Below are 22,832 nucleotides of genomic sequence, written 5' to 3'. Positions count from 1 at the left end.
AATCGCCTACCAATCAATCACTTGCCTGAAAAAGAGAGGTTGGCATGTATATGTCATGCCAACCTCCTACCAACCTCAAAAACGATTTGTAATCATTGGGTTACATCGCAGAGAAGTTGGCGCGCGTTCACCTATCTCTACGAGATAGCTTGGCAATGCCCGCTGACGCGGCATTGCCAACCTCGTGCCAAACCCACTTGTCATGCCAAGGTCGAGGAGGGCCTACGATGAAGAAGCAACCGATTTGTTGTAGTGGTGCCGTCTCTTGGGGCGGTGCTGACGATCGAGAAGGGAGGGGCGGTATGAACCGAACCGTGGTACTGCAGGCGGAATCGCCCCGCTGTCTTCTAGCCCTCGACCTGGGCACGACCACCGGCTGGGCGCTGCGCCACCCGGACGGCACCACCACCAGCGGTAGCGAAGCTTTCTCACCCCGGCGTTTCGAGGGCGGCGGCATGCGCTACCTGCGCTTCAAGCGCTGGCTCAGCGAAGTCAAATACTCGGCCGACGGCATCGATGCGGTGTACTTCGAGGAAGTCCGTCGGCACGCCGGGGTCGATGCGGCACACGCCTACGGCGGCTTCCTGGCGCACCTGACCGCGTGGTGCGAGCACCACCAGATCCCGTACCAGGGCGTGCCCGTGGGCACGATCAAGAAACACGCCACCGGCAAGGGCAACGCCGGCAAGGCCGCCATGATCGGCGCCGCCCGAGCGCGCGGGTTCGATCCACAGGACGACAACGAAGCCGACGCACTCGCCCTGCTGGCGTGGGCGACCGCTCAGGAGGACGTGGCATGAAGATCCCCGTGCAACGCTATCGCTGCCCGCTGGAGCGGTTTCAGCCCAACGTTCCCGATGTCGAAGCGGTGAAGGAAACCGGCTGGCGCGAGCAGCGCATCCTGGTGGTGTCTGACACCGACGAGCGACTGGATTTCGTTGAACGTGAGTTCGTCCGACGGTTGGGCGAACGGTTGTATGGATCGGGAGGACGGCGCCATGGCTGATTGGTCCATCGAAGACGTGGCGGCACGCTTCGCCGAAGCGGCTGACACCGGACGACGCCTGCCCCGCGTCCGGGTGCAGGGCTACTTCAACGTCTGGCCAGAGCTGGCACGGGACGCCTGGGAAGCGTACCCCGAGGAGACACCCGAGTACCGGCCGTTGCCGCCCAGCCCGCACGCCGTCGAGCGGATGCTGGAGACGATGCGCTGGATGCAGTGGCTGCAGGTCGAGCAGCGCCACCTCGTCTGGATGCGGGCTCAGCACTGGGAGTGGAAGGACATCGCTCGCCGGTGCGGCGGCTGCACACGGACCTCCCAGCGTCACTGGCAGCGGGCGATCCAGACCGTGGTCGATCGCCTCAACCAGGCGAGGGTCATGGCGTCGTGAGAGGTCCGAGTATCTCCGAGGGTGTCTGCGGATTGGCGCGCAAGCGTGCGGGCTCCTGCGGCCTTCGCGGCTTGACGGGGGTGTCGCATCTTGGGCGGTTTTGGCCTACAGTAACGGCTATGGTTGGGAAAGGTGCGGGAGCACAGACATCTTGCTGCTTGGCAGGATGGACGATGCGCCCGCGCCAATGCCGTTCCCGCAGTTATGCTGATGTGGTGTTGCAAATATCATAGAGATATTGAAATAGGATATGCAAATATGATTTAAGGAAAAATTCTGAAGCGCGTAAGTCACTGATTTTAAATGGGTCCTTCCGGCAAATTATGCCATACGGGAGGGGCGCGATCGGTTTATTTATAGCGTCAGAGTGAGAATTGAGGTTTGCAGGGTTTGCAGTTTGCACCTGGCGCCCGCCCCCAGTAGTCTGCACCACCCCCACTATCCACCCGCCCCTCTGGCGGGTTTTTGCTTTCAGCGCCCCGTGGCTCTCTACCTCAACCACCGCCGCCTTGGCGGAAGAGGTGACAATGATCGGGATCAGGCAATGGTGCGGATACAGAAAAAGCCGCACAATGCCAAGAGTCGTGTCAAGAGTTATGGAGACTCCTGCCTTACACCCTTTCGGCATCACCGCTGACAACACTTGAAGAACCTTCGGTCATTCGGTTTTACTTCCGGGTGGCGAATCGGCACAGTGCTCCTGTGGCTGGTTCTCGCCTGCCTGCTGCCGGGAATAGTTGGTGTCGCGGTCTTGTTCTCGCGGGAGTACCTGAACGGCCGGGCCCAACTCGAAAGGGACATGATCGCAACGGCGCGTGCGATGGTTCAGTCGGTTGATAGCCAATTGTTCCGAGCCAAGACCGTTGGCCAGGTCCTCTCCACGTCTGGTGCGCTTGTCCCGCATGATCTGGCGGGATTCCATCGACGGGCGCGTGAGGTCATCGCCACGACGAACGTGGGCATGAACGTCGTGCTCAGCGATGAGAGCGGCCAGCAGCTCGTCAACACGCTGCGGGAATTTGGCGAAACTTTGCCGCAGCACGGCCATCCGGAAATTCTCGGTCGTGTCTTCGAGACCGGACAGCCGGTCATTTCTGAGATCTACGTCGGTGGGGTACTGCGTAAGCCCGTGGTGAGCATCGATCTACCGGTGAGTCTTGCCGGTAAGGTGGCCTATGTCCTCAGCATCGGCCTGTTGCCGAACGATTTCAACGCGATCCTCGCCGCGCAAAACTTCCCGCCCGGTTGGGTATCCGCAATATTCGACCACACGGGAACCATTGCCGCGCGGACTCACGCTCCGGAAGAGTTCGTCGGCCAGAAGGGAACGGCCGAGTATATCCAGCGCATCAGCGAATCGCTGGAAGGATCGATGGAAACCGTTACCCGTGAAGGAATTCCGACCTTGTCGGTCTGGAGCCGCTCATCGGTCACTGGCTGGAGTGTCGGTATCGGCATTCCTCGAGAAATCCTCGAACGCGATCTGATGCACACCATGATCTGGCTGGCTTCGGGCTTGGCCACTTTGCTCGTCGTTGGGCTCAGTTTGGCGTGGTTGGCCGGACGGAGAATCGCCGGCTCGGTCCGCGCACTGACCGAGCCGGCAATCGCCTTGGGCAAGGGGCAGTCAGTGCCAATTCCCGACGTGTCTATCCACGAATCGGCCGAGGTCGCTGTCGCGCTCCAGCAGACCGGAGAATTGTTGGCAGCACGCACTGCCGCCTTGGAGGCTGCCAATCGGGAGCTTGAACAACTTGCCCGGGTGGACACGCTCACCGGCCTGCAAAACCGCAAGTCGGCCAATGAGAGGCTGCATTTGGAATTTCTGCGCTTGAAGCGGTCGGGGCATCCTTATGCTGTTCTGTTCATGGATATCGATTGCTTCAAGGAGATTAACGATACCTATGGCCACAACACGGGCGATCAAGTGCTGCGGCACCTGGCGACTGTGCTCAAAGGCTCATTGCGGGAAACGGATTTCATCGCCCGCTATGGCGGAGAAGAGTTCCTGGCGATCCTCTCGGAGACGAGTGCCGACGGAGCTTTGACGACTGCCGAGATCGTCCGGCGCACCGTTGCCGACCAATCTTTCCCTGTGGTAAAGCAAGTGACCGTCAGTATCGGGGTCGCGATGGCGCTGGGCGAGGACAAAAACGAGGAAGGCGCGGTACGCCGGGCAGATACCGCCCTCTACCAGGCCAAGGAAGATGGCCGTAATGCGGCTCGGTCTTTCTAACCGTATGAGATATGCTCAAGAAATGAACAAACTAGCGTCAGACCGCAGAACGGGCCTTGCTTTGTTGCTCGGTTAGCAGCCAAGTTTCCCCAGTAATCTGCACCACCCCCATCCACCCGCCCCTCTGGCGGGTTTTTTGTTTCAGCGTCCCTTGCGGCCCGTGACCTCACCCGTCCGGGCCGTTTCCATTTCTAGAGGTAAGCCTTGGCCCCATCCGAATTGAAGCTGGAGCAGTGGCCTGTCGACCGACTGATCGACTACGCCCGGAATCCGCGCAAGAACGACCACGCCGTGGAGCAGATGGCCTCGGTCATCACCGAGTTCGGATTTCGGATTCCGGTGGTGGCCAAGAGCACCGGCGAACTGGTCGATGGCCATCTGCGCCTCAAGGCGGCGCGCAAGCTTGGGCTGACGACGGTGCCGGTCGTCCTGGCCGACGAGCTGACGGATGCGCAGATCAAGGCCTTCCGTTTGCTGGCCAACCGATCCGCTTCCTGGGCGCAGTGGGATGAGGCGCTGCTGGCGCTCGAACTCGAAGACCTGAAGCTGGCCGACTTCGATCTGGCGTTGACGGGCTTCGACGACGAGGAGATTTCGCGCCTGCTGGGTGACGACCAAGCCGCCAGCGACGGCGACCACGAGCAGACCACCGACGAGCCCGATGCGGCTGACGACGTTCCCGAGGCACCCTCGAACCCGATATCTCGCACCGGCGACGTCTGGGCACTCGGTGCGCACCGCCTGGCCTGTGGCGATGCGAGCGACGCGGCCGTGGTCAGTACGCTGATGGCCGGCGAGCAAGCCATCCTGCTGTTCACCAGCCCGCCGTACGCCAACCAGCGCGCCTACACGACGGGCGGCATCGCTGACTGGGATCGGCTGATGCAGGGCGTCTTCGCCGCCGCGATGGCGGTGATGGCGGCAGCGGCGCAGATGCTGGTGAACCTCGGACTCGTTCATCGCGACGGCACTGTGGTGCGCTACTGGGACGAGTGGCTGACCTGGATGCCTCGCCAGGGTTGGCGGTTCTTCGGCTGGTACGTCTGGGACCAGGGCGTCACCGTCCCCGGTGACTGGGCCGGGCGGCTCGCGCCGCGGCACGAGTTTCTGTTCCACTTCAACCGCGAGGCGAGGAAGCCGAACAAGACGGTGCCATGCAAGTTCGCCGGCGAGAAGTTGCACCTGCGCAGTGATGGCACGGCCGACAACGGGCTGCGCAACCAGGATGGGGGCTTTGGCAAATGGACGCACTTCAATCAACCCACGCAGGCATTCCGGATTCCCGACTCGGTCGTGACCGTCACCCGCCAGCGCGGATCGATCGGTGAAGGCATCGACCACCCCGCCGTGTTCCCAGTGGCCCTGCCGGAGTTCCTCCTCGAGGCCTTCACGGATCCCGGAGAGATCGTCTTCGAACCGTTCGGCGGCTCGGGCACGACGCTGCTGGCGGCGCAGCGCACCGGCCGGATCGCGCGGGCGGTCGAGATCGCTCCCGAGTACGTCGATGTGGCGATCAAGCGCTTCCAGCAGAACTTCCCGGACGTGTCGGTGACGCTGCTCGCGACCGGCCAGACCTTTGCCGCGATCGCCGCCGAGCGGCTGTCTCCCCAACGGGTGGCGGCATGAACGTCTCTTGGCTGGCCGACAAGATCGAGCAGTGGCCGACGGCCAAGCTGCTGCCCTACGCCCGAAATGCCCGGACGCACAGCGATCAACAGGTGGCGCAGATCGCCGCGTCGATCGCCGAGTTTGGCTTCACCAACCCAATCCTGTCTGGCAGCGATGGCGTGATCGTCGCCGGCCATGGCCGACTGGCGGCGGCCCACAAGCTGGGTCTGGATGTGGTGCCCGTCGTGGTGCTGGACCATCTGACGCCGACCCAGCGTCGAGCCTTGGTGATCGCCGACAACCGCATTGCTGAGAACGCTGGCTGGGACGACGCGATGTTGCGCGTCGAGTTGGCGGATCTCCAGAGCAACGACTTCGACTTGGCGCTGACCGGCTTCGATGCCGACGAGTTGCTGGAGATCCTGTCCGGCGAGGAAACCAGCACCGAAGGCAACACCGATGACGACGCCGTGCCGGACGTGCCCGAGACGCCGGTGTCGCGGTTGGGCGATGTGTGGATCTGCGGCAAGCACCGAGTGCTCTGCGGCGACGCGACTCAAGAGGCGAGCTACCAGGCGCTCCTCGGCACCGATCACGTGTCGATGCTTTGGCAAGACCCCCCGTACAACGTCGACTACGCCAACAGCGCGAAGGACAAGCTGCGCGGCAAAGACCGCCCGATCCTGAACGACAACCTCGGCGACGGGTTCTCCGACTTCTTGGTGGCAGCCCTGACTCCGGCGTTGGCGCGGTGCGACGGCGCGGTCTACATCGCGATGTCCTCCAGCGAACTCGACGTGCTGCAAGCCGCGTTCCGCGCCGCCGGCGGTCACTGGTCGACCTTCATCATCTGGGCCAAGAACACCTTCACGATGGGCCGCGCCGACTACCAGCGCCAGTACGAGCCGATCCTGTACGGCTGGCGAGAGGGAAGCAAGCGCCACTGGTGCGGCGATCGCGACCAGGGCGATGTGTGGCAGATCAAGAAGCCGGTCAAGAACGATCTGCACGCGACGATGAAGCCGGTCGAACTGGTGGAGCGCGCGATCCGCAATTCCAGCCGGCCGGGCGATACGGTGCTCGACTGCTTCGGTGGCTCGGGTACCACGATGATCGCCGCCGAGAAGTCAGGGCGCCAGGCGCGGCTGATGGAACTCGACCCGAAGTACGTCGACACCATCGTTCGCCGCTGGCAGGACCACAGCGGAAAGAAAGCCACCCGTGAGTCGGATGGCGTGGCGTTCGACGATCTGTCAGTCGTCGGCGAACAGCGGGTAGATGTCGCCACTGGCGATATCAGCGTCGTAAGTGACGTTGCAGAATTCGCCGGCGCTGTTGGCGAGAATGACGCCACCGACTGACTTAATGGCCACGCCGTATTTGCGCGTGAGTTGGGTCAGTTCGGCGACGAATCGATCGTAGTTGGCTTCGGTCGCTGCGGTGGTCGGTCTGGTCATGGCGGTCTCCTTGGGGCGGGTGGTGGCGATAACTGCATCGTCGCGCTTCACCCAACCGAAGCCAAGCGCTTCTTGAAGCATGGTTCCACGCGGCTCGGTCGCGCGCAAATACCAGACGCTCACGACCGGCGCCACGGCTCGAACCTTCGCGCTGTGGGGCATCAGGCAGCGGCCATCTCTTCAGCAATCTCGCAGTGCATCACGAACCCGGTCAAGTAGGGCAGACCGCAGGGGATGCCATAGTCGCGGGAGGTCTGGCGGCCAATGGTCCAGACCATCCACCGCGCGACGGCGGCGTAGATCGCTTGCTCGAGGTTCTTGCCCTGGAGCCTCTCGTTCAGCACGTCGTCAGCAAAGTGGCGGCCATGCCGACTGTCGAGGAAGACCTTGACCGATTCGAGAGGCTGCCCTGTAGCGGCGGCGATGGTGGTCATGGCGATCGGCCAGGCGGCTTCGGCCTGTGCCCCGAGGGTGCCGGCGAAGCCCCAACTCTCGTTTTTGCTGGCGGGGATGCTGTTGGCTTTCATGATTCTCTCCTGGTGGGTGGTGGCGACAACTGCATCGTCGCGCTTCACCCAACCGAAGCCAAGCGGAATTCGGACATTCTTTGGGGATAGCTCGCCATATTCAGTGGCGACCGGTGACGGCGGCCAGCTTGCTGCGCGCGGACACGCTCTGCCAACGACAAGGGCCGTTGCCGGTCTTGGCTTCGGCGTCCCAGCGGACCAGAATCTCGGCGTCAGTCCAGCCCTTGGCGACGAGGTAGGCATGGTCGTCAGCGTCGTAGTTGCGGTGGTTCAGGATGGCGTCGGTGGCGTGGTTCATGGCGGGTCTCCTTGGCGTGGTGGGTGGCGACACCCGTATGAACGCGCTATTCCCGCGGTAAGCCAAGCGTTTTCTGGATCGGCTTCGCGGGCATCTGGGCGGCGGGAGATGGTTAGTGGTGGGTTACTCGTCGGCGAACCGCAGATGGATCGTGTAGACCACCTGCGTTGACGGGACCCACCACAGGTCCTGCTTCCGCGGAAGATCGGCGATCGGCAGAGCCACCAGACACCAGTGGTCAGGCGCGCTGTAGGCGTGGCGTTCGCCGATCGGTGAAACTTGCCGACTGGCGGAGCATCCCGACCACCAACTTCGGCACTTCCAACAACAAAAACCCTCAGGTTTTCGCCTGAGGGCCGTCTTGCTACAAGGAAACGATCTCGATTACTTGACCGCGGGTGTGGCCGCTTCCGCCTTCGTCTCGGTCTTTACGGCCTTCGTGGCATGCTCCTTGGTCTTGGCATGATGCGTTGCCGCTTTCGGGGTTTCGCTCTTCGCTGTTTCCATCGCAGCCGGCGCTGCGGCCTTCGGTGTTTCAGCCTTCATCGGTTCGACCGCCTTCGGTGCCTCCATCTTCTTCTCGGCACTCGCGGCGGCCGGAGCCGTGACCTTGGCAGCGGGGGCGGCAACCGGGGTGCCCGTCTGAGCAAAAGAGGTGGAAGCAAAACCAGCGGCAGCAACAAGAGCAATCACGGTCTTCAACATTTGGAATCTCCTTGAGTAGGTGCGTTTTCGTTTTCGGCGCTGCGGTATTGCAGCGCCTTGAAGCGAATAACGCGGTCGGTCGCCACGAGATGTCAGTGGTCGTGTAAGCCCGTGTATCGGGCTGTGACCTTGACGGAATACCGCCCCGCTGTCGGGCGATCAGTTGCCGCTCAGGACCTTGATGCCCGCGTTGACCAGAGTCATCACGGCGCTGGCGAAGATCGTCTCGGCCATCCAGGGGCAGGCCTTGCCGTCTTCGAGCAGCTCGTCGATGGCCTCCCCCGACTTGGCCCGCATGGCCGCGCACACTGCGTCGAGCGTGGCCGCGCTGGCGGTCCTGATCTCCGGGCAAAGCCGGATCAGCGTCGTAAGGGCGGCGGTGCCGAGCTGGTTGCCGAGGGTCTCGAGATTGCTGGCTTGGGTCGGGGTCATGGCGGTTCTCCTGGTAGCGTGGTTGATGACGAGCACATGAACGCGCTCTTCGCTGCCGAAGCCAAGCGGATTCTCAAGCTTTCTTCGGCGCCTGGCGTAGCGTGATACTCGCCAGCTCTTCGGTGTTGGCCCGGGGGCTGGCACGGTGGCGCCGTGTGGCGTCGTCGGACGACGGGTGAGCACTTGGCCAACCACGCACGTTCGGCCGTCCAGACGCAACAACGCCCGGTCGTCCGGGCGTCTGGTGGGTTGATTGGCGGCTAGACTACAAGCTTCTCTGCTCCGGATTGGGTCAGGCGTCCCGGATGATTTCGAACATCCTCCGCTCCATGGCCCGGATCGTAGCGACCAGTTCGGCGTGGGATGCGAACCCGCTGAGGTCGCCATCCATGAAGTTTTCGCGCATGGCCTTGAGTGCCACCTTGAGGGTGCCGTATTCGGTCATCGTCGTGCTCCCGGGTTGTTGTTGATCGTGGTTCAATTAACGCGCTTCCCGATGGGGAACGCAAGGCCTTGGTCAATCTTCTTCTGTTGGCGCCTGGCGCGACCCGACAGTCGCCACCCTTTCGACGTTGGCCCTTGGGCTTGCACCGTCGCGCCGTGTAGCGCTTCGACGACGCCGGTCGAGTCGTTGCCCACATCAACGTTCGTCGATGCCAAACTTGCGACCAGGATTCAGGCTTTCGAGGTAGGCGACGCGTTCTTCTGCGGCTTCGCGTGTCTTGCAGTAATCGAACTGGCTCGGTGCCATCTTGCTGAAGGCGCCTGCCTTGGTGATCGACCTCACCACGTACTCAGCGGCGGCTCTGGTGCGTGCGACCCGGTTGGCGGTCAAGATACGGAAATCGTTGTTCATGTTGGTTCTCCTGGTTGGCGCTGCGTTGATGACAGAGACATGATTGCGCTTGTCAAAACAGAAGCCAAGCGTCTTGTTCATCTTTCGTCGGCTTGCGCCACCGGGCATCCAGAAGCAAAAACGTCCGGTGGCCCGGGCGTGTGGTGGTGGTTGTGGACAGCGCCGTTCAGTCACGACGCGACGCCCACGAGGGCATCGGACCGGGGTCGCCCGTCAGGATTTCGAGCCAGTCCATGACGAACACCTCGCCTTCCACGCCATGCAGGCGCACGTAGCGAACGCGCTTGAGGGTGAGGTTCCACTCCTGGGCGATGCCGCGGATCGTCTTGTGATGCTTGCGCATCAGGTGCTGGATGGTTTGCGCGCTGAGGTGGTTCATGTTGGGCTCCTGGTGGCGTGGATGACGATCGTATGAACGCGCTGTTTGGTGCCGAAGCCAAGCGTTTCAGTTCATCGCGGCACGGCGCACGTCGCTGAGCTTGGCGAGGACATCGTCGCTGAACGCAAACCCGTCAAGCCGGGTGAGCCCCTCCCGTTCGAGGATGCGCCAGCGCGCGGCATCGCTGTTCGCCCGGCGCAGCTCGTCGCCCAATGCGTTGAGATAGAGGTCCTCCTCTTCGGTGAGTTGGCGCGGCTGCTGTTTGAGGCTTTCCAGGATCGTGATGAGTTTCAACATGGCGGATTCTCCCGATCAGGCCGCGCGATAAACGCGTTCGTTGCCGGGGTGTTTCTCGGACGTGATGGTCAGCCCGAGTTTCTTCTTGAAGGCGCCGGCAAAGGTGCCGCGTACCGTGTGGACTTGCCAACCGGTAAATGCGCAAATTTGCGCAATTGTTGCGCCCTCGGGCCGCTGGAGCATGGCGACCACTGCCGCCTGCTTGCTGGTCTCGCGGGTTCGCGGCTTGCGCTCTACGGCGACCGGCGGCGGATCCGGCTCGGCGTAGTCTGGCACCCATTCTGCCTCGACGGCGACGACGGCGGCCTCGATTTCCGGGTCTGGCGCAAGGGGCGCCGGCCGCTCGCACTCGCGCCCCACGGCGGCGTAGCCTTCGGCGGTCAGGCGATATTCGAGCGAGTCTTTGCCATCGAAGACCAGACCCCGCGCGAGAAGGCTAGCAACCACCTTGTTCTTGGCGCCGCTGGGCAACCGGGCGGGCAAGGGATGAATGCTGCCATTGGGCCGGTCGGCGGCGGCGGTGAGGACTTCGATCTGGGTCGGGGTCAGGGTGCTCATGTGGTGCTCCTCGCTGTGGTTGATGACATGCGTATGAACGCGCTGTTCGCGGCAGAAGCCAAGCATCTTCTGCTTGGCTTCTGGTCGGGGGCTACGCGACCAGCTTCTCGGCGAGGGCGAAGGCGTGATCCTTGAACCGGGCGCCCGGGCCAAACCAGGCGGCGTTCAGGCGGTTGTCGCGCATGCGGCCCTTCTCGTGGTCGATGTACTCGGTGGTGGCGTTCAGCAGACCCCAGAGCGTCTGGTCGGTGGCGTCCTGGGTGCCGCCGATCATCTCGCCAGCGAAGAGGTCGAGGATGCGGCGGTAGCCCTTGGACTTCCGGACCTGCTCCGGCGAGTAGGTCTGCCCGTAGGGCATGAAGGGCTGGAAGAGCTCCTGCAGCCAGGCATCCGTTTCGAGGTCAGTCAGTTTCCGCTGGGCCATCAGCCCGGCCTTGTGCTGGAACTCCTCCCAGGCGTCGAGGGCAATGCCGAGGTCTGCACGGACTTCCTTCGGATCGAAGATCGCCTGATGCGAGATGGTCACCTGCTTCTCCGACGAAGCGTTGCGCAGGCAGGCCTGGAGCGTGTTGTTGCAGACGACGCGGACCGTCGTGAACCGGGCGACGGTGGCCATGGTGCCGTCGTAGGAGGTGGCGAGCAGCAGGTAGGGGGCGACCTCGTCGTCGAGGATGCGGGCGTTGTCGCCGACGCGTCCCAGGGCCCAGATGCGCCGGCCAGCCATCAAAGAGCCGACCGTCTCGATGCTGAACTGCTTCGCTTCCGCCAGCTCGCCAAAGAAGTGGAGGATGTCCGCGGGCTGGACCACCCGGTAGTCCGACGAGACCACCGACAACGGCGCGCCGCAGTCGCTGCGGTACAGCACGTGCTTGTCGGCGTAGGTCTCGCGGGCGCCGGTGAGGGTGCTGTCGAACTGGACTTCGGCGCGTAGCGCCTGCCATTCGAGTTGGGCGGCTTTCTGCCAGACCTCGACGGGAGCGTGTGGATCGACGGTCTGTCCCAGGCCATGCCAGGGGGTTTCGGTGCCGGTGGCGTAGGCAATGGCGGCCTGGCCGGTGGTGAAGTCGATCTGGTGTGCCATGGTGTTTCTCCTTCGTGTGGTGGTTGATGACGAACACATGAACGCGCTGTTCGAAACAGAAGCCAAGCGTTATTTGATGGAGAAGCGCGCCAACGCTTGAGGACGATCATGGGGTTGTCGATTCGCGCCTATGCCCGGCACCGCGGCGTCTCCGACACCGCCGTGCACAAGGCCATCCGCACGGGCCGGATCACGCCGGAGGCCGACGGCACCATTGACCCGCAGCGTGCCGACCGGGATTGGGCGAAGAATTCCGACTCGCCCCGCGAGGGCACCGCACGACGCGCCGAGACGGTCGCCGTGAAGGAACCTGCCAGCGAACCGGCGGCCCCGACATTCCACACCGGCGGTACGTCCCTGCTGCAGGCGCGGACCGTCAACGAGGTGGTCAAGGCCCAGACCAACAAGGTGCGCCTGGCCCAGCTCAAGGGCGATCTGGTCGACCGCGCGCAGGCCATCGCCCAGGTCTTCAAGCTGGCCCGTTCCGAACGCGACGCCTGGCTCAACTGGCCGGCACGAGTCTCGGCGCAACTGGCGTCGCAACTCGGCGTAGATGCCCACACGTTGCACGTCGCGCTGGAAGCCGCCGTGCGGGAACACTTGCAGGAACTGGGCGAGGTGCGCCCGCGGGTGGATTGATGGTTGAATTCGACTACGACGGCGCACTCGACATTGAACGGGCCTGGCGAGAAGGCTTGATGCCCGATCCGCTACTCACCGTTTCCGAGTGGGCCGACCGCCACCGGATGCTGTCGAGCAAGGCTTCGGCCGAACCGGGTCGCTGGCGCACGAGTCGCACGCCGTATCTGAAGGCGATTATGGATTGCCTGTCGCCGACCTCGCCGGTCGAGCGGATCGTGTTCATGAAGGGCGCGCAGCTGGGCGCACCGCTGGCACTGACGACGCCCATCCCGACGCCGAGCGGCTGGACCACGATGGGCGACCTGGTCCCCGGCGACCTCGTGTTCGCCGAGGACGGTCGCCTTTGCCGCGTCACCGGTGTCTCGCCGGTGCTGCTGGATCGTCAGTGCTTCGAGATTGCGTTCGGAGATGGCGAGACGATTGTCTGCGATGCAGCGCACCGTTGGCCGATCTTCGAGGAAGGATCTGACGGCCTCCAACCACGCACCGTCACGACGGCCGAGATGGTTGGTCGCGAACGACTTGCCGAGGGCACAGGTTGGCGGTTCTCGGTGGTCGCACGTGCCCCGAGTGTGAATGGCCGCGCGGGCAATGGGCAGAGACGCGCGATCACCGCCATCCGGCCGGTCGATTCGGTTCCGGTACGCTGCATCGCGGTCGATTCACCGAGTCACTTGTACCTGTGCGGTCGCGGCGGGATCCCGACCCACAACACCGAGATGGGCAACAACTGGATCGGCTACGTCATCCACCACGCACCCGGTCCGATGATGGCCGTGTCGCCAACCGTGGACATGGCGAAGCGCAACTCGAAGCAGCGTATTGACCCGCTGATCGAGGAGTCGCCGGTTCTGGCCGAGTTGATCGCACCGGCCCGCAGTCGGGATGCCGGCAACACGATCCTGGCAAAGGAATTCCGCGGTGGCGTGCTGGTGATGACCGGCGCCAACAGCGCGGTGGGTCTGCGCTCGATGCCGGTCCGCTACCTGTTTCTCGACGAGGTCGATGGCTATCCGAGCGACGTCGATGGCGAAGGCGATGCGATCTCGCTGGCCGAGGCCCGCACCCGCACCTTTGCGCGCCGGAAGATCTTCATCGTCTCGACGCCGACGATTGCCGGCGCCAGCGCGATCGAACGAGAGTTCGAAGCGAGCGACCAGCGCCGCTACTTCCTGCCGTGCCCGCATTGCGGTGGCTGGCAGTGGCTGCGCTTCGAGCAACTGCGCTGGGAGAAGGGGCGTCCCGAAACCGCGGCGTACGTCTGCGAGTCCTGCGAGATGCCGATCGCCGAGCATCACAAGACGCGCATGCTGGAGCAAGGCGATTGGCGGCCGACCGCGCCCGGAAACGGCAAGACCGCCGGCTTTCACCTCTCCAGTCTCTACAGCCCGATCGGCTGGCGCAGCTGGCGGGAAATCGCCGCCGCCTGGGAGAGCGCGGTGCGCCAGGAATCGGGTTCCTCGGCGGCGATCAAGACCTTCAAGAACACCGAACTCGGGGAGACCTGGGTCGAAGAAGGCGAAGCGCCCGACTGGCAGCGCTTGCTGGAACGTCGAGAGGACTATCCGATCGGACGCATCCCGGCCGGTGGCCTGCTGCTGGTTGGTGGCGCCGACGTGCAGAAGGATCGCATCGAAGCCTCGATCTGGGCCTTCGGCCGTGGCAAGGAGTCCTGGCTCGTCGAGCACCGCGTGCTGATGGGCGACACCGCCCGCGACAGCGTCTGGAAGCAGCTCGGCGCGCTGATCAGCGAGACCTGGACGCATGCCTCGGGCGCGCAGGTGCCGCTCGCCCGTTTTGCGCTTGATACTGGTTTTGCCACGCAGGAAGCCTATGCCTTCGTTCGCGCCTGCCACGATCCGCGGCTGATGGCGGTCAAGGGCGTCGCCCGCGGTGCGGCGCTGATTGGCACGCCGACGGCGGTCGAAGTGTCTTTGGGTGGCAAGCGCCTGCGCCGGGGCATCAAGCTCTTCTCTGTCGTCGGCGGCATCGCCAAGCTGGAGCTCTACAACAACCTGAAGAAGACGCCCGAGGTCGCCGAAGACGGGACCAGCGTCCGCTACCCGGCTGGCTACGTCCATCTGCCGAAGATCGACGCCGAGTACCTGCAGCAACTGTGCGCCGAGCAACTGGTGACCCGTCGCGACCGCAGGGGTTTTGCGATTCGTGAGTGGCAGAAGATGCGCGAGAGGAACGAGGGCGTCGACTGTTACCAATACGCTCGCGCCGCCGCCGCGGCCGCCGGCCTCGACCGCTTCGAGGAACGGCACTGGCGCGAACTGGAACGGCAGTTGGGGCTGGCGCCACCGCCCGACGAGCCACTGACGACTTTGCCGACCCCGGATCCCGAGGCCACCCGACGCGGTGGTCTCGTCGCTTCCGGCACCCGACGGACCCCCCGGCGAGTGATCCGCAGCCGCTGGCTCAATTGAGACCCAAGAGAATGCCCTACAGCAACGAACAACTGCTCGCGCTGCAGAAGGCGCTGGCGACCGGCGAGAAGCGCGTCACCTTCGGAGACAAGACCGTCGAGTACCGCAGCGTCGACGAGATCCAGGCAGCGATTCGCGAGGTCGAAGCGTCTCTCGCCCGTGCAGCGGGCAGCCGGCGCACGCGCCAGATCCGGGTCACCACCGGCAAGGGTTTCTGATGAGCTTCTGGACGCGGATCAAGGCGAGCTTCGCGAGCCTACCGATCTACGACGGCACCGGCACGGGGCGGCGCACGCTCGCCTGGATGCCCGGCAACCCGGGTGCGATCGCTGCACTCCTGACAACCCAGACCGAGCTGCGCGCCAAGAGTCGTGATCTGGTGCGCCGTAATCCCTGGGCGGCGGCAGCACTCGATGCCTTCGTCGCCAACGCCATCGGCACCGGCATCAAGCCGCAGTCGATGGTCGCCGACGTCGTTCTGCGCGAGCGGCTGCAGGCACTCTTCCGGGACTGGACCGAGGAAGCGGATGCCGCAGGGCTCACCGATTTCTACGGCCTGCAGGCGCTCGCCTGCCGGGCGATGCTCGAAGGCGGCGAAGCGCTGGTCCGTTTGCGCCACCGCCGCATCGAGGACGGGCTGGTGGTGCCGCTGCAACTGCAGGTGCTGGAACCCGAGCATCTGCCGGTGCATCTGAACACCGTCGCCGAGAACGGCAACGTCGTGCGCGCCGGAATCGAGTTCAACCGGCTCGGGCAACGCGTGGCGTACCACCTGTACCGCTCGCACCCCGAAGACGGGGCGCTCTCGCCGATGTCGGGTGCCGGTGGACTCGACACCGTGCGCGTGCCGGCGGGCGAGATCATCCATCTCTACCGGCCGCTGCGACCCGGCCAGATCCGCGGCGAGCCCTGGCTCGCGCGGGCGCTGGTGAAGCTCCACGAACTCGACCAGTACGACGATGCCGAACTGGTGCGCAAGAAGACCGCCGCGATGTTTGCCGGCTTCATCACCCGCCAGAGTCCCGAGGACAACCTGGTGGGCGAAGGACTGGCCGACGCTGCTGGGGTGGCGCTCGCCGGGCTCGAACCCGGCACGCTGCAGATCCTGGAGCCCGGCGAAGACATCAAGTTCTCCGACCCGGCCGATCTCGGCGGGAGCTACAGCGAGTTCCTGCGCAATCAGTTCCGCGCGGTGGCTGCCGCAATCGGCATCACCTACGAGCAACTGACCGGTGATCTCACCGGGGTGAACTACTCCAGCATTCGCGCCGGGCTCCTCGAGTTTCGCCGCCGCTGCGAGATGCTCCAGCACGGCGTGATCGTGCATCAGCTCTGCCGGCCGGTCTGGCGGGCGTGGCTGGAGCAGACGGTGTTGGCCGGGCGAATCGAAGCGCCAGGGTTTGTGCGGGATCCCCGTGCGTACCTCACGGCGAAGTGGATTCCGCAAGGCTGGCAGTGGGTCGATCCGCAGAAAGAGTTCAACGCCCTGAAGCTCGCCATCCGGGCGGGGCTCACGAGTCGCTCGGAAGCGATCTCGTCGTTCGGCTACGACGCCGAGGACATCGACCGCGAGATCGCCGCCGACAACGCCCGGGCGGATGCGCTGGGACTGCGGTTCGACTCCGACCCGCGGTACGACCGGGCCGCTGCTCCCGCAACCGATGCAGGGCGAAGCGAGCCGTCAGAGGATGCCAGCGAAGCGACTACGAGCGCTTGAGATCCCGATAGAAATTCTCGTGGGGGCCGACGGCTTCGAGATACACCAGGCGAACCTCCTCGTCGACGGTATAGCCCAGAAGGTACAACTGGTTCTGGCTGCGGAACTTGTAGACGAAGAGATCGGCCAGATCGCCCCGCTTCTGCTCACCGATGGCCGGATTCTCGGCAACGACCTCGGTCGCCGCATCGACATCGGCGGCCACGTTGTCGTGCAGCTTCTTGTACGCGCGGGCGAAGCGTCGGGTCTGCCGGAGCGCATAGCTCATGCCCGGCGAGATCGGGCTTCAAAGGCAGTGGCCTCTTCGCGCGGCTCCGCCATCGACGCCAGCGATTCGGCAATGAAGCTGACCGGCAGGTCGGGATTGTCCAGCGCCGCACGCCCCACCTTGGCCCAGTACTCGACCTGACCAGCGATGGTGCGATGTTCAGCCGCCGCTTCGGCGCGGGCCTGATCGTAAAGCGTCTGATCGATGCGAATGGATGTCGAGGTCGCCATCGGCGTTCTCCAGGAAAGGGTGCTCAAGGCATCCGCAACAGCTTACCACAATTGTAGTCACGCCTCTCGAGGACTTCAACTGATGCCATTTCCCCATCTGGCGTCCCGTCTCTATGGGACGCCGCTTCTGCTCGCCCGGGCCAAGCTCGACATTCTGCTCGCCGTTCTCGGAGAGCGCATCGGCTGGCCCGAACCGCATGCGGCCGTCGCGTTGCCGACGCCGCGAGCGCTGCCCGACGCACCGGCTGGCCTCGCCGTGATTCCGGTTTACGGCACACTGGTGCGGCGCGCGCTGGGGCTCGAAGCGGCGTCGGGTCTGACGTCCTACAGTGCGATTGGCGCCCTTCTGGACGGCGCGTTGGCCGATCCCAGGGTCACCGGCATCCTGCTCGATGTCGATTCCCCCGGTGGCGAGGCCGGTGGCGTCTTCGAACTGGCCCAACGGATTCGCGCGGCGGATCGCGTCAAGCCCGTCTGGGCGATCGCCGCCGACTCGGCCTTCTCGGCGGCTTACGTTCTCGCATCGGCCGCCTCCCGGGTCTATGTCACCCAGACCGGCGGCGTCGGCTCGATCGGCGTCATCGCACTGCACGTCGATCAGTCGGCGCGCGATGCCCAGCAGGGCTACCGCTACACGGCGATCACCGCCGGCGAACAGAAGAACGATTTCTCGCCGCACGAACCGCTCGACCCCGCTGCGCATGCTCGCCTTCAGGCCGAAGTGGATCGGCTCTACGGCATCTTCATCGACCACGTCGCGATGATGCGCGACCTCGAACCACGCTTCGTGCGCTCGACCCAGGCCGGGCTGTACTTCGGTCCCGAAGCGCTGGCCGCCGGCCTGGCCGATGCCCAGGGCAGCTTCGACGACGCCGTCACGGACTTGGGTGTGTTTCTGGCCACTCGTCGTTCCCCAGGGCTCTCTCTCACGGCAGGCCGATCGCTCCTTGCCTCTTCCCTTCTCTCCCAGGAGATTTCAACCATGACCGACCGCATCACCCCAGACGTTACTTCCCGCGTCACGCCGGAGCCCGTGGCCCCTGCCGAGCCGGCTACGTCCCTCGACAGACCGGCATCCGACGCCGATCCCGAGACGTCGACCCCAGCGGACGACCCCGTCCAGTCGGCGATCGCCGCTACCCGCGCGGACGCCCTGGCGATCGCCGAACTGTGCCAATTGGCAGGTTATCCGCAGCGTATCGTGACCTTCCTCGCCCAGGGCGCGAGCGCCTCGGAGGTGCGTCGGGACTTGCTGGCAACTCGTGCGGAAAGCCCCGAGATCGCCTCTCGCCTTGCCCCGGATGCGCCAACTCGCGAAGCGTCTCCCGGCCACAGCCCGCTGATCCAGGCGGTCAAGAAACTCATCGCAAAGGACTGAACCATGCCCGCCCTCACCGAAGCCAAGAACCTCGGCGACCTCCTGAAGTACGAGGCGCCCAATCTCTACTCCCGCGATCGCGTCACCGTCGCCTCGGGCCAGAACCTGGCGCTGGGAACCGTCGTCGGGTCGGTGACCGCGACCGGCAAGGTCAAGGGACTCGATCCGTCCGCCAGCGACGGGACCAAGGTGCCGACCGGGGTCCTGCTTGATCCCATCGATGCGCGTCTCGCCGATCGTCCCGACGGTCTGATCGTCGCCCGGCATGCCGTCGTGGCCGACACCGCCCTGGTCTGGCCGGCCGGCATCACCGGCGCGGAGAAGGCTGCTGCCCTCGCCACCCTGAAGAGCCTGGGGATCCTGGCTCGTCCCTCTGTTTAAAGGAGCCATCCATGCCCATGAACAATCCCTTCCACACGCCGGCCTTCTCGATGGCCGCGTTGACCGCGGCGATCAACCTGCTGCCGAACCGTTACGGGCGCCTCGAAGCGTTGAACCTCTTCCCGATCAAACCGGTGCGCCAGCGGCAGATCATCGTCGAAGAGCGCAACGGCGTGCTGAACCTCCTGCCGACGCTGCCACCCGGTTCTCCCGGCACCGTCGGGCGGCGCGGCAAGCGCACCCTGCGCTCCTTCGTCGTGCCGCATATCCCGCACGACGACGTCGTGTTACCCGAGGAAGTCCAGGGCGTGCGCGCCTTCGGCAGCGAGTCGGAGGTCGAGACGATCGCCGGGGTGATGGCCCGGCATCTGGAGACGATGCGCAACAAGCACGCGATCACGCTGGAGCACCTGCGCATGGGGGCGCTCAAGGGCGTGATCCTCGACGCCGATGGCTCGACGCTGGTCGATCTCTTCAGCGAGTTCGCCATCGCGCCGAAGACCGTGAACTTCGCGCTCAACGTCGACACGACGAACGTCAAGGCGAAGTGCGCTGAGGTGCTACGTCACGTCGAGGACAACCTGCTGGGTGAGTTCATGAGCGGCATCCACTGTCTCGTCTCGCCGGAGTTCTTCGAGAAGCTGACCAGCCATCCGAAGGTCGAGAAGGCGTACGAGAACTGGCAGCAAGGCGCGGTGCTGATCAACGACATGCGCGCGGGATTCACGTTTGGCGGCCTGACCTTCGAGGAGTACCGTGGTCAGGCGACCGACGCCAACGGTGTCTCCCGTCGCTTCATCGAGGGTGGCGAAGGCCATTGCTTCCCGCAAGGCACGGTGGACACCTTCGGCACCTACGTCGCACCGGCCGATTTCAACGAGACGGTGAACACCCTGGGGCAGCCGCTGTACGCCAAGCAGGAACCGCGGAAGTTCGACCGCGGCACCGATCTGCACACGCAGTCGAACCCGTTGCCGATGTGTCACCGGCCGGGGGTGCTCGTAAAGCTCGTCATGCAGTGAGCACCTTCATTGAGGCGCTCTACGATGCGGCCGCCAACGCCGCTCTGCTCACCGCGGCGGAGTTCGCAGGCGTGGTCATCTGGGTCGACTTCCGTGCGCCGGACGAGGACATCCTCGACGGCCTCGGTGTCAGCCGCGGCTACACGATCCGGTACCCAGCGCGCCGTCTGTTGCTGGCCACTGGCGATGACTTGACGATCGACGGCCAGCGCTACCGGGTTCGCGAGGTGCGACAGCTCGGCGATGGTTCGGAATGCCGCGCGACCCTCACCCGCCTGTAGGGCTCTGCCATGTCCCAATCGATCCGCGAACAAATCCTGCAGGCGCTGACGATCACCCTGGCGCCGGTCGCCACCGCGCTGGGCGCGACCCTGCTGCGTTCGCCGGTGCACGGCGTGCCACGTGAGGCATCGCCCGCTCTATTGCTGTTCCCCGAGTCGGACACCATCGTTGAACGACCCAACGACCGGGTGGGGCGGCAACTGATCGTTCGGCTCGTCGCGCTCGCCCGGGAGACTGGCGCCGGGCCTCCCGAGGCGCTGGCCGACCAGATCCTCGTCGCCGCGCATGCGGCGCTCTTTGCCCACGCGAACTTCGGCGGCCTCGCGCTCGGGCTCCGCGAACTCGACTGCGAATGGGACGTGGAAGACGCCGATGCCGGCGCCGCGGCCATTCCGGCCCGCTACCAGATCACCTACCGCACGCATGTCCACGACCTCGCGAGCCAGGGATGACCCATGCAACTTGAACTCCTGAAACCCCACACCCACGCCGGTGTCGATCTTGCTCCGGGCGCAGTCATCGAACTCGATGACGATCTCGCGCGCTGGCTGATCGATCTGGCTGCCGCCCGCCCGGCGCGTGCCACACCAGTCCAGCACACCCTTCCCCCTGCGGAGAAATCCAGATGAGTTACTACGCCTCTTTCCAGGGTCGCGTCTATCTCGGCCAACGCGACGCCAACGGCAACCCCATTGAACTGCGCACGCCGGGCAACGTCGCCGAGTTGAAACTCGCCCTGAAGACCGAAGTCATCGAGCACTACGAGTCCCAATCGGGCAGTCGTTCGCTCGATCACCGGATGATCAAGCAGAAGTCCGCGACGGTGACGCTGACCATCGAGGAGTTCACCAAGGACAACCTGGCGCTCGCCCTGTACGGCAACTACACCACCGGCACCACCGGCACCGTCACCGACGAGCCGCTGCCCACCGGCCTGGTAGTCGGCGATCGCTATGCGCTCGCGCATCCGAAGGTGTCGGCGCTGATCGTCAAGGACAACGCCAGCGCGTCGCTGACGCTCGGCACCCATTACACGGCCGACACCGACTTCGGCGCGATCCAGATCCTCAATCTCGCGAACTTCGTGCAGCCCTTCCTGGCGACCTACAGCTACGGCGCGGTGACCGAGATCGGCATCTTCACGCAGCCCCTGCCCGAGCGCTTCCTGCGCCTGGAGGGACTCAACACCGCGCAGGGCAATGCCAAGACGCTGGTCGAACTGTACCGCATCGCCTTCGATCCGCTGAAGGAGATCTCCTTCATCTCGAACGAGTACAACAAGTTCGAACTGGAGGGGTCGTTGCTGGCCGATTCGACCAAGCCGATCGACGCGACGCTCGGTCAGTTCGGCAAGATCATTCAGATCAGCTGATGGACGCGCCTTTCTCTTCTCCGGTAGCGGACGAGTTTGCCGCCCTGCCGCCGCTGCCAGTCTCGATCGAGATCCACGGCGAGGTGCTGGATCTCACCCCACTGCGCATCGGCCAGTTGCCCGCCTTCGTGCGGGCGATCCGCCCGTTCGCCGAGCAGCTGACGACGGCGGTCGACTGGCTCGGGATCTTCGCCGACCATGGCGAAGCGCTGCTCGAAGCGCTGGCGATCGCCAGCCGCTGCCACCGACTGTGGATCGAGGGTCTGTCCCTGGACGAGGCGATCCGCCTGGGCGAGGCCCTGCTGGAGGTCAATGCCGATTTTTTTATCCGGCGCGTGAGCCCGGAGATCGACCGGGTTGCCAGCCGGCTCGCCGCCCGGACGCATGCGACCGTTGGGGCGACGCCGTCCAGCGGCTCCTCGCAGCGGGCCACCGCTACCCCGACCTCCTGAACTACACGCTGGCGCAGGTCGACGCCTTCCTGCGCGCCGCCGAACGCGCGGAACGACAGCGTCTCGCCGATCTGCTGCTCGTCGTCGCCATTGGCGGCCAGGGCGAGTCCGAGGCCATCGCCCGTCTGCAAAGGACGCTCAACCGTGAAGCTTAGTCTCACCATTGCCGGGCTCTTCGATCCGCGGGAATTCCGCGCCTGGACCGCCGAGCGGCAGCGGGACATTCATGCGGCGGTCGCGCGGGGATTCCGGGAGTCGGGGCGCGAGGTGGTGACGCAGGCCCGGGCGCAGATGCAATCGGCGTTGCAGATCAAGCGGCCCAGCTTCGTCAAATCCCTGCGCGCGACGGTGTGGGACCAGCGTCCGGATCGCCTGCCGGCGTTGCGCATCGGCAGTCGGGTGCCGTGGCTCGGCATCCACGAGCGGGGCGGCGTGATCTCGGGCCCCCTGCTGATTCCCCTGCTGCCCGAACACCAGCGCATCGGCCGGAAGCGCTTCCGGGCGATCATCGACGGACTGATGCGCTCGGGCAACGCCTTCTTCATCCAGAGAGGCGGTCAGGCGATCCTGATGGCCGAGAACATCCAGGAAAACGATCGCGAGCTCGCCCGTTTCAAACGCGCCGAGCGGGGCCGCACGGGGGCGAAGCGCCTGCAGCGTGGCCAGGAGATCCCGGTCGCCGTGCTCGTGCAGCGCGTGTCGCTCAAGAAACGCCTCGACCTCGAAGGCACCGTGCGCCGGAACCTGCCGCGCATCGCCGACGCCATTCGGCGGGAACTCAACAGAAAGTAAACCTACCCTGGATCCACCCTGAAGTAACTCTCACCTGTC

32 protein-coding genes are annotated in these 22,832 nt (G+C 64.7%); 19 read left to right on the top strand and 13 right to left on the bottom strand.

The window, feature by feature from the left end:
• Positions 1 to 302: 302 nt before the first annotated feature.
• The 6 genes from V5B44_RS07200 (at position 303) to V5B44_RS07175 (ending at position 6,596) form a co-directional block, all read left to right on the top strand.
• Positions 303 to 800 (top strand): crossover junction endodeoxyribonuclease RuvC, encoded by a 498-nt coding sequence (locus V5B44_RS07200; RefSeq protein WP_332358404.1) that lies wholly within the window; start codon positions 303 to 305, stop codon positions 798 to 800.
• A complete protein-coding gene (locus V5B44_RS07195) occupies positions 797 to 1,006 on the top strand; it encodes a hypothetical protein (RefSeq protein WP_332358403.1) in 210 nt (69 codons plus the stop codon). The genes V5B44_RS07200 and V5B44_RS07195 overlap by 4 nt, the downstream gene beginning before the upstream one ends.
• Positions 999 to 1,391, top strand: a complete 393-nt coding sequence (locus tag V5B44_RS07190; RefSeq protein ID WP_332358402.1) for a DUF6362 family protein — start codon at positions 999 to 1,001, stop codon at positions 1,389 to 1,391. Before V5B44_RS07195 ends, V5B44_RS07190 begins: the two co-directional genes overlap by 8 nt.
• A 694-nt stretch (positions 1,392 to 2,085) precedes the next feature.
• Positions 2,086 to 3,627 (top strand): sensor domain-containing diguanylate cyclase, encoded by a 1,542-nt coding sequence (locus tag V5B44_RS07185; RefSeq protein ID WP_332358401.1) that lies wholly within the window; start codon positions 2,086 to 2,088, stop codon positions 3,625 to 3,627.
• A gap of 204 nt (positions 3,628 to 3,831) precedes the next feature.
• Complete coding sequence (locus V5B44_RS07180; protein WP_332358400.1) at positions 3,832 to 5,253, top strand: DNA modification methylase; 1,422 nt, start codon at positions 3,832 to 3,834, stop codon at positions 5,251 to 5,253.
• A complete protein-coding gene (locus V5B44_RS07175; protein ID WP_332358399.1) occupies positions 5,250 to 6,596 on the top strand; it encodes a site-specific DNA-methyltransferase in 1,347 nt (448 codons plus the stop codon). Before V5B44_RS07180 ends, V5B44_RS07175 begins: the two co-directional genes overlap by 4 nt.
• Here V5B44_RS07175 and V5B44_RS07170 read toward each other — a convergent pair.
• The 11 genes from V5B44_RS07170 to V5B44_RS07120 form a co-directional block, all read right to left on the bottom strand.
• A complete protein-coding gene (locus tag V5B44_RS07170) occupies positions 6,489 to 6,815 on the bottom strand; it encodes a hypothetical protein (RefSeq protein WP_332358398.1) in 327 nt (108 codons plus the stop codon). The genes V5B44_RS07175 and V5B44_RS07170 overlap by 108 nt on opposite strands.
• 38 nt (positions 6,816 to 6,853) lie before the next feature.
• Positions 6,854 to 7,219: a hypothetical protein gene (locus V5B44_RS07165; RefSeq protein ID WP_332358397.1), complete on the bottom strand. Its 366-nt coding sequence runs from the start codon at positions 7,217 to 7,219 to the stop codon at positions 6,854 to 6,856.
• A gap of 100 nt (positions 7,220 to 7,319) precedes the next feature.
• Positions 7,320 to 7,517 carry a hypothetical protein gene (locus V5B44_RS07160; RefSeq protein WP_332358396.1) on the bottom strand — a complete coding sequence of 66 codons (198 nt, stop codon included), beginning with the start codon at positions 7,515 to 7,517 and terminating at the stop codon, positions 7,320 to 7,322.
• 384 nt (positions 7,518 to 7,901) lie between these two features.
• Positions 7,902 to 8,222, bottom strand: a complete 321-nt coding sequence (locus tag V5B44_RS07155; RefSeq protein ID WP_332358395.1) for an amine oxidase — start codon at positions 8,220 to 8,222, stop codon at positions 7,902 to 7,904.
• 159 nt (positions 8,223 to 8,381) lie between these two features.
• Positions 8,382 to 8,654: a hypothetical protein gene (locus V5B44_RS07150; RefSeq protein ID WP_332358394.1), complete on the bottom strand. Its 273-nt coding sequence runs from the start codon at positions 8,652 to 8,654 to the stop codon at positions 8,382 to 8,384.
• A 292-nt stretch (positions 8,655 to 8,946) separates the two neighbouring features.
• The gene (locus tag V5B44_RS07145; protein ID WP_332358393.1) at positions 8,947 to 9,099 is read right to left on the bottom strand and encodes a hypothetical protein; all 153 of its coding nucleotides are present in this window, start codon (positions 9,097 to 9,099) and stop codon (positions 8,947 to 8,949) included.
• 195 nt (positions 9,100 to 9,294) lie between these two features.
• Positions 9,295 to 9,510, bottom strand: coding sequence for a hypothetical protein (locus V5B44_RS07140; protein ID WP_332358392.1), 216 nt, complete (start codon positions 9,508 to 9,510; stop codon positions 9,295 to 9,297).
• Between the two features lie 166 nt (positions 9,511 to 9,676).
• A complete protein-coding gene (locus V5B44_RS07135; protein WP_332358391.1) occupies positions 9,677 to 9,889 on the bottom strand; it encodes a hypothetical protein in 213 nt (70 codons plus the stop codon).
• Between the two features lie 66 nt (positions 9,890 to 9,955).
• Positions 9,956 to 10,186 (bottom strand): hypothetical protein, encoded by a 231-nt coding sequence (locus V5B44_RS07130; RefSeq protein WP_332358390.1) that lies wholly within the window; start codon positions 10,184 to 10,186, stop codon positions 9,956 to 9,958.
• A 15-nt stretch (positions 10,187 to 10,201) separates the two neighbouring features.
• Positions 10,202 to 10,744, bottom strand: a complete 543-nt coding sequence (locus tag V5B44_RS07125) for a DUF3489 domain-containing protein (RefSeq protein WP_332358389.1) — start codon at positions 10,742 to 10,744, stop codon at positions 10,202 to 10,204.
• 91 nt (positions 10,745 to 10,835) lie between these two features.
• On the bottom strand, positions 10,836 to 11,825 hold the full coding sequence (locus V5B44_RS07120) for a DUF932 domain-containing protein (protein WP_332358388.1): 990 nt from the start codon (positions 11,823 to 11,825) through the stop codon (positions 10,836 to 10,838).
• A gap of 108 nt (positions 11,826 to 11,933) precedes the next feature.
• On the opposite strand from V5B44_RS07120, the gene V5B44_RS07115 reads away from it, so the two are divergent.
• From V5B44_RS07115 to V5B44_RS07100, 4 genes are read left to right on the top strand one after another with little or no spacing between them, the layout of a single operon-like run.
• Entirely contained in the window at positions 11,934 to 12,464 is a 531-nt protein-coding gene (locus V5B44_RS07115) for an elements of external origin (RefSeq protein WP_332358387.1), read from the top strand.
• On the top strand, positions 12,464 to 14,899 hold the full coding sequence (locus V5B44_RS07110; protein ID WP_332358386.1) for a terminase gpA endonuclease subunit: 2,436 nt from the start codon (positions 12,464 to 12,466) through the stop codon (positions 14,897 to 14,899). The genes V5B44_RS07115 and V5B44_RS07110 overlap by 1 nt, the downstream gene beginning before the upstream one ends.
• Positions 14,900 to 14,910: 11 nt before the next feature.
• Positions 14,911 to 15,117 carry a phage head-tail joining protein gene (locus V5B44_RS07105; protein ID WP_332358385.1) on the top strand — a complete coding sequence of 69 codons (207 nt, stop codon included), beginning with the start codon at positions 14,911 to 14,913 and terminating at the stop codon, positions 15,115 to 15,117.
• The gene (locus V5B44_RS07100; RefSeq protein WP_332358384.1) at positions 15,117 to 16,616 is read left to right on the top strand and encodes a phage portal protein; all 1,500 of its coding nucleotides are present in this window, start codon (positions 15,117 to 15,119) and stop codon (positions 16,614 to 16,616) included. Before V5B44_RS07105 ends, V5B44_RS07100 begins: the two co-directional genes overlap by 1 nt.
• Here the strand turns inward: V5B44_RS07100 and V5B44_RS07095 are convergent.
• Together V5B44_RS07095 and V5B44_RS07090 are read right to left on the bottom strand one after the other, a co-directional pair.
• Positions 16,603 to 16,884, bottom strand: a complete 282-nt coding sequence (locus V5B44_RS07095; RefSeq protein WP_332358383.1) for a type II toxin-antitoxin system RelE/ParE family toxin — start codon at positions 16,882 to 16,884, stop codon at positions 16,603 to 16,605. The two genes, V5B44_RS07100 and V5B44_RS07095, sit on opposite strands and share 14 nt — an antisense overlap.
• A complete protein-coding gene (locus tag V5B44_RS07090; protein ID WP_332358382.1) occupies positions 16,881 to 17,114 on the bottom strand; it encodes a TA system antitoxin ParD family protein in 234 nt (77 codons plus the stop codon). The genes V5B44_RS07095 and V5B44_RS07090 overlap by 4 nt, the downstream gene beginning before the upstream one ends.
• A gap of 82 nt (positions 17,115 to 17,196) precedes the next feature.
• Between V5B44_RS07090 and V5B44_RS07085 the strand changes: the two genes are divergently transcribed.
• The 9 genes from V5B44_RS07085 to V5B44_RS07045 all read left to right on the top strand — a co-directional run bounded on the left by V5B44_RS07085 (position 17,197) and on the right by V5B44_RS07045 (position 22,793).
• Entirely contained in the window at positions 17,197 to 18,492 is a 1,296-nt protein-coding gene (locus V5B44_RS07085) for a S49 family peptidase (RefSeq protein WP_332358381.1), read from the top strand.
• 3 nt (positions 18,493 to 18,495) lie between these two features.
• Positions 18,496 to 18,873, top strand: a complete 378-nt coding sequence (locus V5B44_RS07080) for a head decoration protein (protein WP_332358380.1) — start codon at positions 18,496 to 18,498, stop codon at positions 18,871 to 18,873.
• A 17-nt stretch (positions 18,874 to 18,890) separates the two neighbouring features.
• Entirely contained in the window at positions 18,891 to 19,895 is a 1,005-nt protein-coding gene (locus V5B44_RS07075; protein ID WP_332358571.1) for a major capsid protein, read from the top strand.
• Entirely contained in the window at positions 19,892 to 20,176 is a 285-nt protein-coding gene (locus tag V5B44_RS07070; protein WP_332358379.1) for a head-tail joining protein, read from the top strand. Before V5B44_RS07075 ends, V5B44_RS07070 begins: the two co-directional genes overlap by 4 nt.
• Before the next feature lie 9 nt (positions 20,177 to 20,185).
• Positions 20,186 to 20,629, top strand: coding sequence for a hypothetical protein (locus V5B44_RS07065; protein ID WP_332358378.1), 444 nt, complete (start codon positions 20,186 to 20,188; stop codon positions 20,627 to 20,629).
• A 3-nt stretch (positions 20,630 to 20,632) separates the two neighbouring features.
• Positions 20,633 to 20,806: a DUF7210 family protein gene (locus tag V5B44_RS07060; protein WP_332358377.1), complete on the top strand. Its 174-nt coding sequence runs from the start codon at positions 20,633 to 20,635 to the stop codon at positions 20,804 to 20,806.
• The gene (locus V5B44_RS07055; RefSeq protein ID WP_332358376.1) at positions 20,803 to 21,549 is read left to right on the top strand and encodes a hypothetical protein; all 747 of its coding nucleotides are present in this window, start codon (positions 20,803 to 20,805) and stop codon (positions 21,547 to 21,549) included. The genes V5B44_RS07060 and V5B44_RS07055 overlap by 4 nt, the downstream gene beginning before the upstream one ends.
• Positions 21,549 to 22,001 carry a hypothetical protein gene (locus V5B44_RS07050; RefSeq protein WP_332358375.1) on the top strand — a complete coding sequence of 151 codons (453 nt, stop codon included), beginning with the start codon at positions 21,549 to 21,551 and terminating at the stop codon, positions 21,999 to 22,001. Before V5B44_RS07055 ends, V5B44_RS07050 begins: the two co-directional genes overlap by 1 nt.
• Positions 22,002 to 22,145: 144 nt before the next feature.
• Complete coding sequence (locus V5B44_RS07045) at positions 22,146 to 22,793, top strand: DUF6441 family protein (protein ID WP_332358374.1); 648 nt, start codon at positions 22,146 to 22,148, stop codon at positions 22,791 to 22,793.
• The last annotated feature ends 39 nt before the right edge of the window (positions 22,794 to 22,832 follow it).

This window comes from Candidatus Accumulibacter necessarius (assembly GCF_036625085.1).
The sequence above is the reverse complement of the archived record's forward strand: the minus strand, read 5'-3'. Positions and strand labels throughout refer to the sequence as shown.

Excerpts from the sequence above, each read along its gene's own strand:
- V5B44_RS07200 (WP_332358404.1), top strand. The coding sequence starts at position 303 with ATGAACCGAACCGTGGTACTGCAGGCGGAATCGCCCCGCTGTCTTCTA.
- V5B44_RS07195 (WP_332358403.1), top strand. The coding sequence starts at position 797 with ATGAAGATCCCCGTGCAACGCTATCGCTGCCCGCTGGAGCGGTTTCAG.
- V5B44_RS07190 (WP_332358402.1), top strand. The coding sequence starts at position 999 with ATGGCTGATTGGTCCATCGAAGACGTGGCGGCACGCTTCGCCGAAGCG.
- V5B44_RS07175 (WP_332358399.1), top strand. The coding sequence starts at position 5,250 with ATGAACGTCTCTTGGCTGGCCGACAAGATCGAGCAGTGGCCGACGGCC.
- V5B44_RS07165 (WP_332358397.1), bottom strand. The coding sequence starts at position 7,219 with ATGAAAGCCAACAGCATCCCCGCCAGCAAAAACGAGAGTTGGGGCTTC.
- V5B44_RS07160 (WP_332358396.1), bottom strand. The coding sequence starts at position 7,517 with ATGAACCACGCCACCGACGCCATCCTGAACCACCGCAACTACGACGCT.
- V5B44_RS07155 (WP_332358395.1), bottom strand. The coding sequence starts at position 8,222 with ATGTTGAAGACCGTGATTGCTCTTGTTGCTGCCGCTGGTTTTGCTTCC.
- V5B44_RS07150 (WP_332358394.1), bottom strand. The coding sequence starts at position 8,654 with ATGACCCCGACCCAAGCCAGCAATCTCGAGACCCTCGGCAACCAGCTC.
- V5B44_RS07145 (WP_332358393.1), bottom strand. The coding sequence starts at position 9,099 with ATGACCGAATACGGCACCCTCAAGGTGGCACTCAAGGCCATGCGCGAA.
- V5B44_RS07140 (WP_332358392.1), bottom strand. The coding sequence starts at position 9,510 with ATGAACAACGATTTCCGTATCTTGACCGCCAACCGGGTCGCACGCACC.
- V5B44_RS07135 (WP_332358391.1), bottom strand. The coding sequence starts at position 9,889 with ATGAACCACCTCAGCGCGCAAACCATCCAGCACCTGATGCGCAAGCAT.
- V5B44_RS07130 (WP_332358390.1), bottom strand. The coding sequence starts at position 10,186 with ATGTTGAAACTCATCACGATCCTGGAAAGCCTCAAACAGCAGCCGCGC.
- V5B44_RS07125 (WP_332358389.1), bottom strand. The coding sequence starts at position 10,744 with ATGAGCACCCTGACCCCGACCCAGATCGAAGTCCTCACCGCCGCCGCC.
- V5B44_RS07120 (WP_332358388.1), bottom strand. The coding sequence starts at position 11,825 with ATGGCACACCAGATCGACTTCACCACCGGCCAGGCCGCCATTGCCTAC.
- V5B44_RS07115 (WP_332358387.1), top strand. The coding sequence starts at position 11,934 with ATGGGGTTGTCGATTCGCGCCTATGCCCGGCACCGCGGCGTCTCCGAC.
- V5B44_RS07110 (WP_332358386.1), top strand. The coding sequence starts at position 12,464 with ATGGTTGAATTCGACTACGACGGCGCACTCGACATTGAACGGGCCTGG.
- V5B44_RS07105 (WP_332358385.1), top strand. The coding sequence starts at position 14,911 with ATGCCCTACAGCAACGAACAACTGCTCGCGCTGCAGAAGGCGCTGGCG.
- V5B44_RS07100 (WP_332358384.1), top strand. The coding sequence starts at position 15,117 with ATGAGCTTCTGGACGCGGATCAAGGCGAGCTTCGCGAGCCTACCGATC.
- V5B44_RS07095 (WP_332358383.1), bottom strand. The coding sequence starts at position 16,884 with ATGAGCTATGCGCTCCGGCAGACCCGACGCTTCGCCCGCGCGTACAAG.
- V5B44_RS07090 (WP_332358382.1), bottom strand. The coding sequence starts at position 17,114 with ATGGCGACCTCGACATCCATTCGCATCGATCAGACGCTTTACGATCAG.
- V5B44_RS07085 (WP_332358381.1), top strand. The coding sequence starts at position 17,197 with ATGCCATTTCCCCATCTGGCGTCCCGTCTCTATGGGACGCCGCTTCTG.
- V5B44_RS07080 (WP_332358380.1), top strand. The coding sequence starts at position 18,496 with ATGCCCGCCCTCACCGAAGCCAAGAACCTCGGCGACCTCCTGAAGTAC.
- V5B44_RS07075 (WP_332358571.1), top strand. The coding sequence starts at position 18,891 with ATGAACAATCCCTTCCACACGCCGGCCTTCTCGATGGCCGCGTTGACC.
- V5B44_RS07065 (WP_332358378.1), top strand. The coding sequence starts at position 20,186 with ATGTCCCAATCGATCCGCGAACAAATCCTGCAGGCGCTGACGATCACC.
- V5B44_RS07060 (WP_332358377.1), top strand. The coding sequence starts at position 20,633 with ATGCAACTTGAACTCCTGAAACCCCACACCCACGCCGGTGTCGATCTT.
- V5B44_RS07055 (WP_332358376.1), top strand. The coding sequence starts at position 20,803 with ATGAGTTACTACGCCTCTTTCCAGGGTCGCGTCTATCTCGGCCAACGC.
- V5B44_RS07050 (WP_332358375.1), top strand. The coding sequence starts at position 21,549 with ATGGACGCGCCTTTCTCTTCTCCGGTAGCGGACGAGTTTGCCGCCCTG.